The organism is Burkholderia sp. SIMBA_051 (assembly GCF_046534915.1).
GTDB lineage: Bacteria > Pseudomonadota > Gammaproteobacteria > Burkholderiales > Burkholderiaceae > Burkholderia > Burkholderia ambifaria.
This window is the reverse complement of sequence record NZ_JAWRXS010000812.1, coordinates 1-240: the sequence shown is the minus strand read 5'-3', so window position 1 is coordinate 240 and position 240 is coordinate 1. Positions and strand designations below refer to the sequence as shown.

The window sequence follows — 240 nt, the reverse complement described above, 5'->3', positions numbered from 1 at the left end:
CGGCGAACCCGCCTGGGACCCGGATTTCAACGCCGCCGACTTCCCGGTGCTGCTGAAGATGGACGGCATGGACGAGCGTTACCGCCGCCATTTCGGCCTGGATCAACCCACGGCCAACGGTCAGCGCTAATCATGCGCCGCTTGTTCCGCCGCATGAAGATCAGACTGATTCGGCGGGCAACGCGGCCATTCCGCCTGGAACTCAAGCAGCTCGAACGCGAGACCGATCTGTCGCCGTTC

At 63.8% G+C, this 240-nt stretch carries 1 pseudogene; it reads left to right on the top strand.

From position 1 onward, the window contains the following. A pseudogene (locus SB771_RS36705) lies at nt 1–130 on the top strand (GNAT family N-acetyltransferase); the annotation flags it as partial. Nucleotides 131–240: the final 110 nt, after the last annotated feature.